Origin of the sequence: Pseudarthrobacter sp. J1738 (assembly GCF_050490315.1) — a bacterium.
Classification (GTDB): Bacteria; Actinomycetota; Actinomycetes; order Actinomycetales; family Micrococcaceae; genus JBNPEO01.
The window spans coordinates 248,664-257,657 of sequence record NZ_JBNPEO010000001.1; the positions used below are offsets into that span (position 1 = coordinate 248,664).

General features: G+C 60.4%; 7 protein-coding genes and 1 pseudogene. 4 read left to right on the top strand and 4 right to left on the bottom strand.

Annotated features, from left to right (window positions below):
* Positions 1-33 precede the first annotated feature (33 nt).
* Both ACQR35_RS01225 and ACQR35_RS01230 read left to right on the top strand, forming a co-directional pair.
* Positions 34-654, top strand: coding sequence for a GNAT family N-acetyltransferase (locus ACQR35_RS01225; protein WP_430268088.1), 621 nt, complete (start codon positions 34-36; stop codon positions 652-654).
* Between the two features lie 45 nt (positions 655-699).
* On the top strand, positions 700-3,126 hold the full coding sequence (locus tag ACQR35_RS01230; RefSeq protein WP_430268992.1) for a S1 family peptidase: 2,427 nt from the start codon (positions 700-702) through the stop codon (positions 3,124-3,126).
* A 5-nt stretch (positions 3,127-3,131) separates the two neighbouring features.
* On the opposite strand, the gene ACQR35_RS01235 is transcribed toward ACQR35_RS01230, so the two are convergent.
* Positions 3,132-3,548: a PaaI family thioesterase gene (locus tag ACQR35_RS01235; protein ID WP_430268086.1), complete on the bottom strand. Its 417-nt coding sequence runs from the start codon at positions 3,546-3,548 to the stop codon at positions 3,132-3,134.
* Between the two features lie 212 nt (positions 3,549-3,760).
* Here ACQR35_RS01235 and paaZ point away from each other — a divergent pair, with 212 nt between their 5' ends.
* Together paaZ and ACQR35_RS01245 are read left to right on the top strand one after the other, a co-directional pair.
* Positions 3,761-5,863, top strand: coding sequence for a phenylacetic acid degradation bifunctional protein PaaZ (paaZ, locus tag ACQR35_RS01240; RefSeq protein ID WP_430269237.1), 2,103 nt, complete (start codon positions 3,761-3,763; stop codon positions 5,861-5,863).
* A 41-nt stretch (positions 5,864-5,904) separates the two neighbouring features.
* On the top strand, positions 5,905-7,080 hold the full coding sequence (locus ACQR35_RS01245) for an acyl-CoA dehydrogenase family protein (RefSeq protein ID WP_430268993.1): 1,176 nt from the start codon (positions 5,905-5,907) through the stop codon (positions 7,078-7,080).
* Between the two features lie 19 nt (positions 7,081-7,099).
* Here the strand turns inward: ACQR35_RS01245 and ACQR35_RS01250 are convergent, their stop codons facing one another.
* The 3 genes and pseudogenes from ACQR35_RS01250 to ACQR35_RS01260 all read right to left on the bottom strand — a co-directional run bounded on the left by ACQR35_RS01250 (position 7,100) and on the right by ACQR35_RS01260 (position 8,850).
* Complete coding sequence (locus ACQR35_RS01250; protein ID WP_430268084.1) at positions 7,100-7,708, bottom strand: TetR/AcrR family transcriptional regulator; 609 nt, start codon at positions 7,706-7,708, stop codon at positions 7,100-7,102.
* A gap of 23 nt (positions 7,709-7,731) precedes the next feature.
* Positions 7,732-8,292, bottom strand: a pseudogene (locus tag ACQR35_RS01255) (phenylacetate--CoA ligase); the annotation flags it as partial.
* A gap of 48 nt (positions 8,293-8,340) precedes the next feature.
* Positions 8,341-8,850 carry a hotdog fold thioesterase gene (locus ACQR35_RS01260; protein WP_430268994.1) on the bottom strand — a complete coding sequence of 170 codons (510 nt, stop codon included), beginning with the start codon at positions 8,848-8,850 and terminating at the stop codon, positions 8,341-8,343.
* Positions 8,851-8,994 lie beyond the last annotated feature (144 nt).

Consider the following 8,994-nt stretch of genomic DNA (forward strand, 5'->3'; position numbering starts at 1 on the left):
GTTGTAGGCCCCCGCCTCCGGCAAGATTGACCCATGGCCCCGAACAACCCCACAGCCCTGATCCAACCCGTCACCCTGACCGGGAAATTTGTCACCTTGGAACCGCTCTTGCCCGAGCATCACGATTCCTTGGTGCAGGCGGTGCGGGACGGGGAACTGTGGAAACTCTGGTACACCTCAGTCCCCACTCCCGAAGGCATGGCTGCGGAGATTGAGCGCCGGCTCAGTCTGCAAGAAAAGGGCACCATGCTGCCTTTTGTCACCAAGCTGAACGCCACCGGCAAACTCATCGGTATGACCACCTACATGAACATAGATGCCGCCTTGCCGCGGGTGGAGATTGGCTCAACGTGGAACGCAGCCTCAGCTCACGGGACGGGGACTAACCCGGACTCGAAGTACCTGCTGCTGAGGCACGCCTTTGAAACTCTGGGGTGCCCCGCTGTCGAATTCCGGACGCACTGGCTCAACGAGCAGTCCCGGACGGCGATTGCCCGGCTCGGGGCCAAACAGGACGGCGTGCTGCGCTCGCACACACGCAGTGCCGACGGCGCTTTGCGGGACACCGTGGTTTTCTCGATCCTTGAGCATGAGTGGCCGGCCGTAAAAATGGGTCTCGAGTATCGGCTGGCGAAACAACGGGTGACATACTAAGCCTGAGCTGTTTGTGATCCACTGAACTCTGCCCTTGGGGGAACCATGCTTGACGTTGGCCAGCGCAACCCTTGGCGGGTGAAGTCGGCAACGCTGCTGGCCACCGTTGCAGTGTTCGGATCGCTCACGTTGGCGCCAGCTGCTAGCGCCCAAACGCCCAGCCCTGAGATCGCTAGTCCTGAGGTCGCCAACACTGCGCCCTCCCCAAGTGCCACTGCCCTTACTCCCACTACGGTTATTCCCACTACCGGTACTCCGACTACCGGTACGACGGCGGAACTGGCCCAGGCGCTCGCCAAAAACTTGGGGTTGACCCTCGAGGAGTTCACGGCCGCCGGTGAGCTTGGCAAACGTGCCGCTGATTTGCGGGACACCTTCGCTAAACTTCCCGGCTTTGAAGGCATCGCGCTCCGCGCGATAAAAACGGGTGCCAACCAGACCAGCAGCGGCGCAATTAACGGCGGCGACCAAGAGATTGTGGTGACCGGTTCCGGCGCGGAGCTGCAAGCCGCCGTCGTCCGTGCAAATGCCGCTGACCCGTCAGTGCTGGTTGTCCTTGAACCCGGCACGGCCACCGCAGCGGCACCAAAAACTACAACCCCCACCAATGCAGTGACGGACGTGCCCGTCACTGCGGCCACCGACGTTGATTCGCTCTTCGCCGCCTACGTCCGCGAAGTTGGAACAGCAGGCCTACAAGCGGTGATGTTTGCCAACGGACACTTTGTGATCCGCACCGGCCAAGCCGCCACCGGCCAAATCAACACAGGACGGATCAATGCAGGACAGATCAACGCAGCCACCTCGAAAACCGGCTCCGCCACCGGCAGCAAAAGCCCACAAGAATTTATTGCCTCCTATAGCAACGTGGAACTCCGTGAAGCCAACGGGGCAGCGCAATCGGAAGACGATCTGCTCGGCGGAGAAGGCGTCCGCATCAACGGCGATATAGCCTGCTCGGCCGGTTTCAACGCCTTCGATTCCACAGGGAAACCCACCCTTCTCACTGCCGGGCACTGCAGCGAAGATTCCACCGTGTCCAAGGTTGAAACAGTTGACCAGACTGGCGAACCCGCGGTCACCGGGAACATCTCTACCTTCGGTTCCGTCACCGGACACTTAGGCACCTTTGGATTCAGCCAGTTCGGCGGCCCGGGCAACGCCTCAGTCTCACCCACCGGCGGCACCAACCAGGTTGGCACTGACGTTTCAGTGGTCCAACAACTGGCCCCCGCTGTCACAGCACAACCGGCAGTCACAGCATGGGAAGACGCCTCGAACCTGAACAACCGCGCCCCCAAAGTCATTGGTGTCACCCAGCCCGTGGTGGGTATGCCGATCTGCCGCTCCGGCCGAACCACAGGGTGGTCGTGTGGCACGGTGCAAGAAGTCGGAGTGTTTTTGGTGGAAGGCTACCGAGGCCCAGACGACGTCCGCGCGGTAAGCGGTTTTAGTTCCAACACTGTTGAGTCCAATCCCGGCGATTCGGGTGGATCATGGATTTCCGGTGGTCGCGCGGTTGGTTTGCACTCCGCCGGTGGTTTTGGTGAAGGGATCAACCCGGGCAGCCCGCTCACCCAGTGGGCTTTTGGCGCATCATTGGTGGACGCGTTGAAAGTCATCCCCGGTGCCCAGATCCGTTTGTACTTGAACACGCCGGCGCTCCTGGGCTCGGCGGCCAAGCCGAAGTCCACGGCCTTTGCCGGCAGCAAAATCACCGGAGTGGTCACCAAGGGTGCGGGCGCCGCAGTTCCTACCGGTTCCAAGGTTCGGATTGTCTCAAGCGGCAACCTTGTGACACTCGTTGCCCTCGCGGCGGACGGGACTTTTGCCTTCAATGCACCGCAGACCACCGGCGCTTTTAGCTTCACAGCCCAGACCGTCAACGGTTTCAGCACCTCAGCAAGTGTGCCGTTCTCAGTGAACATCACCCCCGCGCCGCTCCCGGCACCAGTGCTGAGTAGCCCCGCACCGGGCGCGAAACTCACTGCCCCCGTGCAGAGTCTCAGCGGCACCGGGACCCCGGGTGCCGCCGTCGTAATTTCAATCGTTGACGGCCGGACTTTGGCTGCCGACGCTCGGCCCACAACCACAGTGAACGACGACGGCACGTGGACTATCCGCCTCGCCTCGCCATTGGGTCTGGGCCGGCATGAGGTTACTGCGCATCAGGAAGGCCTGGACCGGCCAAATTCTGCCTCGGTGAAGTGGATGTTTTCCGTGGTGAAACCGGTTCCAGTGGTGACAGCAACACCCACTGCTAGTAGCCCAGTGGTGGTGCCAGCGGGAACGGCGTCCCCGAATGCACCAAATACTGACGTACCCAACACTGATCTGCCAAACAGCGACCTTCCAAATACTGGCGCTAGCGCTGGACTGTGGGCGCTCGGCCTTGGCGGCGGAGGGCTGCTTGCTGCCGGGCTGGGCTTAGTGCGCGTGCGTCCTCGGGCCATGGCAAAGCGCTCTCACTAAAAGTTTTACGCCTTGGGTGTCATCAGCAAGTTGGTGATGCGCAGTGTGCAGAGGCGCTCGCCGGTGTGGTTGGTGATGAGCACTTCGTGGGTGGTCAGGGTTTTGCCCAAGCTAATCGGGGTGGCAGTGATGGTCACCATGCCTTCGCGCGCGGATTTGTGATGGGTTGCTGAGACGTCCACGCCCACTGCCGTTTTGCCGAGTGTGCTGGCGTGTTTGACGGCCGCCCAGGATCCAACGGCTTCGCCCACGGCAAGGGAGGCTCCGCCGTGGAGCAGCCCGAAGGATTGCCGGTTGCCTTCAACGGGCATGGTGGCGACCACGCGCTCCACGGATTCTCCGATGATTTTGACGCCCATTTTTTGATCCAGCTCGCCTAAGTGGATCTTCCAAACCTCAGTGTTCATGGCATCTCCGCTCATAGCGACTCCTTCTTCGCCGAATGGGTAGATAACGTCCCTTAGACACCCTCCAAAGCTGCATTATCTACCCACTCGGCGAGGGGAGAGAGGAGAAGGGGGCATGTTGGTGTGCTTCAGACCACAGTAATGTACGCTGAGAACATTACCGAACGCACGGTCAGTAAAGGAATGTGGCTGTGAGTCGATTCAAGCGTTGGAAGGACCACCCCACGATGCCCAGCACCACTGTGCCAGCCGCTGACCGACAAACCCTCAAGATTGTCCCGAGCTTTGTGAAGGACTCGTGGTGGGTCCCGGCTGATACCCACAAGGGAACCGAAGTTCGGGATGCGAGCACCGGTGAGGCCCTGGCCACCGTGAGCACTGAGGGGCTGGACCTGACAGAGGTGGTGAATTACGGACGCACCACGGGGCAAAAGGAATTGGGAAAGCTGACCTTCCACCAGCGCGCCCTCAAACTCAAGGAACTCGCACAGTACCTCAACGGCCGCCGTGAAGAGTTTTACACTGCATCGGCCAAAACTGGGGCCACCAAAATTGACTCGATGATCGACATCGACGGCGGCATCGGCGTCCTTTTTACTTTCGGTTCTAAGGGGCGGCGCGAACTCCCCAACTCGCAAGTCATCATCGACGGCCCGCTCGAGGTCCTCTCCAAGGACGGCTCCTTCGCCGGCGAGCACATCTACACCCGCATCCCTGGTGTTGCGGTACAGATCAACGCGTTCAACTTCCCGGTGTGGGGCATGCTAGAAAAGTTTGCGCCAGCGTTTTTGGCCGGAGTGCCCACCGTCGTCAAACCCGCCACCCCCACCGGCTATGTTGCGGCCGCCGTGGTCAAGGCAATTGTGGAATCTGGAATCCTACCGGACGGTTCACTGCAGCTGGTTTCGGGTTCGGTGCGGACCTTGCTGGACGAGTTGGATTACCGGGACCTTGTGGCGTTTACCGGCTCGGCGAGCACCGCGAATCAGCTCAAGGCACACCCCAATGTGGTCACTGGCGGGGTGCGTTTTACCTGTGAAACTGACTCGCTCAACGCTGCCATCTTGGGCCCAGACGCGGCCCAAGGCACCCCCGAGTTTGAAGCATTTATCAAAGCGGTGGTCACCGAAATGACTGCCAAGGCTGGGCAAAAGTGCACTGCCATTCGCCGGGTGCTGGTCCCCGCAGAACTAAAGGACGAGGTCGTCACAGCCATTGGTGCCCGAATTACCGAACGTGTGGTGTTGGGTGACCCGCGCGCCGAAGGTGTGAACATGGGTGCGCTGGCGTCTCTAGAACAGTTGCGTGACGTGCGTGCCGCCGTCGAAGCCATGATTGCGGCCGGCGGCGAGCTCGCTTACGGCAGCCTAGACGCGCCACGCGTGACCCGCGCTGATGGCAGCATTGATCTGGCGGCAGACGGCGCGTTTATGTCGCCGGTGCTGCTGGAATGGGCCAATGCTGAAGCGCCGGAAGTTCACTCTCTTGAAGCATTTGGGCCGGTGACTTCGGTGATCACGTATAGCGGCGTTGCGGACGCTGTGCGTTTAGCCGCAAAGGGTGGAGGGTCTTTGGTGGCCTCGGTGTGCACCAATGATCCTGATATTGCCCGTGAACTCGTCACCGGGATCGCTGCCCACCATGGGCGCGTGCACCTGTTGAACCGTGAGGATGCGCGCAGCACTACGGGTCACGGCTCGCCCGTACCGCATTTGGTTCATGGTGGGCCTGGCCGGGCTGGTGGTGGTGAGGAACTCGGTGGCATCCGCTCAGTCCTGCACCACATGCAGCGTACGGCTCTTCAAGGTTCCCCCAACATGCTCACAGCCGTGACAGGTGTGTGGCATAGCGGTGCTGACCGGAACTTCACCATGGAAACCGAAGGCGAACACCCTTTCCGGAAATCCTTGACCACCCTGCGCATTGGGGATGCTATTCGTTCTGAGTTGCGCACCGTATCCCTAGCGGACATTAGCGATTTTGCTAAGTCCACTGGGGACACGTTCTACGCGCACACCAACCAAGAAGCCGCCCAAGCTAACCCGTTCTTCCCGGGCATTGTGGCGCATGGTTACTTGTTGCTCAGCTGGGCTGCCGGGTTGTTTGTGGAGCCCGCGCCGGGGCCGGTGCTGGCGAACTACGGGCTGGAGAACTTGCGGTTTATTACTCCTGTGGCGGCCGGCGATTCCATCCGGGTAACCCTCACGGCCAAAAAGATCACACCCCGCGAAACTGACGAATATGGGGAAGTGGCGTGGGACGCGCTCCTGACCAATCAGAATGATGAAATCGTGGCCACCTACGACGTCCTGACCTTGGTGGAAAAGTAGCCGTGAGCCCGCGGCAAGAGCGTGCGTGGCAAGATAGCACCGTGGCTGAAAACAGTGCTGGTGAAAACAATGACGTTTTAGATCTTGATGCCCTGCTGAGTCCGGATGAGCTCCAGCTCCGGGGTAGTGTGCGCGCCTTTGTGCAAGAACGGATTAAACCCAACATTGCGCAGTGGTTCGAGGACGCACACTTCCCCTTAGAACTGGTCCCTGAGCTGGGCAAACTCGGTGTTTTGGGGATGCATTTGAAGGGCTATGGCTGCTCGGGCCGCTCCGCCGTGGAGTACGGTATTGCGGCGATGGAGCTCGAGGCGGGGGATTCGGGCATCCGGACCTTCGTCTCAGTCCAGGGCTCCCTAGCCATGACAGCGATCCACACGTGGGGCTCGGAAGAGCAAAAAAACACCTACCTTCCCTCCATGGCGCGCGGCGAGACCATCGGTTGTTTTGCCCTTACTGAGCCCACCGCCGGTTCTGACCCGAGTTCCATGGCCACCCGGGCGGTGCGCGAGGGGGACACCTGGGTTTTGAACGGTGCCAAGCGGTGGATTGGACTGGCCTCGGTAGCGCAGCTCGCCATTGTGTGGGCCATGACCGACGACGGCGTCCGCGGTTTTGTGGTCCCCACAGATACGCCGGGGTTCTTGGCTACGCCGATCAGCGGCAAACTTTCCATGCGGGCCTCCATCCAGTGCGACATCACTTTGGATAACGTGCGAGTGCCTGAAACTGCCCGGCTGCCTTTTGCCAAAGGGTTACGCGGCCCGTTCGCCTGCCTGAATGAAGCTCGCTACGGGATTATTTGGGGGTCTATGGGTGCGGCCCGGGACGCGTACCAAGATGCGTTGGCGTATGCCCAGAAGCGTATGCAGTTCGACAAGCCCTTGGCGGCCTACCAGCTCAGTCAAGAGAAGCTGGTGAACATGATGCTGGAGATCCAGAAGGGCACCCTTTTGGCCATTCACTTGGGCCGCATGAAGGACGCTGGGAAGTTGACCCCGGCGCAGATTTCCTTTGGCAAACTCAATAATTGCCGCGAAGCCATCGCCGTGTGCCGGGAGGCGAGAACCTTGTTGGGCGGCAACGGGATCACCTTGGACTACTCGCCACTGAGGCACGCCAACAACCTTGAATCAGTCCGTACCTATGAAGGAACTGACGAAGTCCACACCTTGATTCTCGGCAAGGAAATCACCGGAGAAGCGGCGTTCCGTTAGGTCCTTTTATAGGCGAGGTTCAGCGGCGGGTGAGCAGACCATCGAAGGCGATGGCAACGACGTCGTCCGCTAGCTTTTGGGGCGAAAGCGAACCGCCCGGTTTGTACCATTCCACGATCGAGTTGATGGTGCCGAAGAGCAAGCGTGAGACGGTTCGCGGATCGATGTCACTGCGCAAACCGCCTTCGTCGCGCGCCGCGGAGATGAGAATAGCCACGGCATGGTCGAAGGCCCGGCGTCGCTCCAAAGCATTGCGCTCAATCTCAGTGTTACCCCGCAAACGCAGCAACAACGTGACAAAGGGAAGGCGCTCCACCAGGACAGCTACTGTCTGACGAACCACAAATTCCAGCCGATCCACCGCCGGACCCTTAACAGCATCGGGGCTAGTCAGCACGGCTTCGAGACCGCCGAGCGCGTGGTCCAACGCGAGGTTCAAGAGTTCGCCCTTGGATGGAACGTGATGGTAGATGGCGGACTTAGAGATGCCAAGATTTTCCGCCAGAATGCCCATGGATGTGGCGTCATAACCGTGGCGGTTAAACACCTCCACGGCAACGTTGAGGACGGTCTGCTGGTCGTAACCGGGGCGGCCGCGCTTGGCGGTGGGTTCAACGATGCTAGCCATCCGGATATTTTCCCACGAACCGATCAGGCCTTTGGACGGAGGTCGTAGATGCGGCGTAACTTTCCGTTGGACCGCTCCAGGGTGCCCGGCTCCACCGCGTCCACCGTGCAGGATGACCCCACGTGAATCTTGATCTGTTCACGTAAGGCGGCGCCGGCGGTTGTTCCGTGTTCGACGGCGACACCTTCCCGCCGCTCGATCCGCACCGTGAGTTGGTCCATGCGTTTGCCTTCGGGGCGGAAGTGATCTTCCCAAATGTGGCAGCCATCTTGGGTGTCCACTGATTCCCCTGCGACTCCGGGGCCCATTACCTCGGAGAGGCCGTAAATGTCGCAGGCTTTGAGATCCATGGTGGTTTCGAGTTCGTGCCGCATTTCCTCGGTCCATGGTTCCGCGCCGAGCACCACGAACTTGAGCGAGGTGGAGCGCGGATCAATACCTTGCTGGGCCATGGCGTCAGCGATGGTCAATCGGTAGGTGGGCGTAGCCAGAATAACGTCAGGTTCGAAGTCCTGGATGAGTTGGATTTGCCGTTCAGTTTGCCCGCCGGGGCAAGCATGGGGTCCGTTGCCTGAACTGTAGAGGCGTTCGTCGTTGAAGATGCCTGGTTCATCGCGTACTGCTTTCTGGTGCTATTTTTTGCTGATGGTGCGGCTGCGGCCGCGGAATTCAGCGATGAGTTCGCCGTAGGGTTCGCCACTCGTATTGGTGCCGGTGCCACTGTGGGGAGTGCCGCCGTCGGTGGTTGCGGTGCCGCTGCTTGCGCTGCCGTTGGTTACCTTGCTGGGGTCCGCCGCGAAAAGTTGAATGTCATAGATACCGCTGCGGCCAGCGTGGGCGCGGCGGTCCGCGATCGCGGTGATGACCTGGCCTTCATGTGCGGGTTTGATGAAGTTGATGTCCACACCGGAGGCCACGGTGATGGAGTGTTCGCTGCCGACGGCTGGGTTGCAGGCCAGAGCGAAGGTGGAGTCGGCGAAGGCGAAGATCATTCCGCCGTGCGCGATTCCGAATCCGTTGAGCATTTCTTTGCGGAGGGTCATCCGTGTGGTGGCGTGCCCGGGGCCGAGCTTGAGGACTTCGAGGCCCAGCCATGCGGAGGCGTGGTCGTTTTCGAGGATGCTGTGCGTCGTTGCAGACATGCCGTGATGCCTCTCACAATTAGTTACCGAATGGTCATTAGGTAATCCCATTGACGCGTTCAAGTCAAGGCGTCATCCCGCCGAGTGGGTAGATGACACCCCCCTTAACCGCCATAAAAGGAAGCGGTTTCCCCCCTCGTCGGG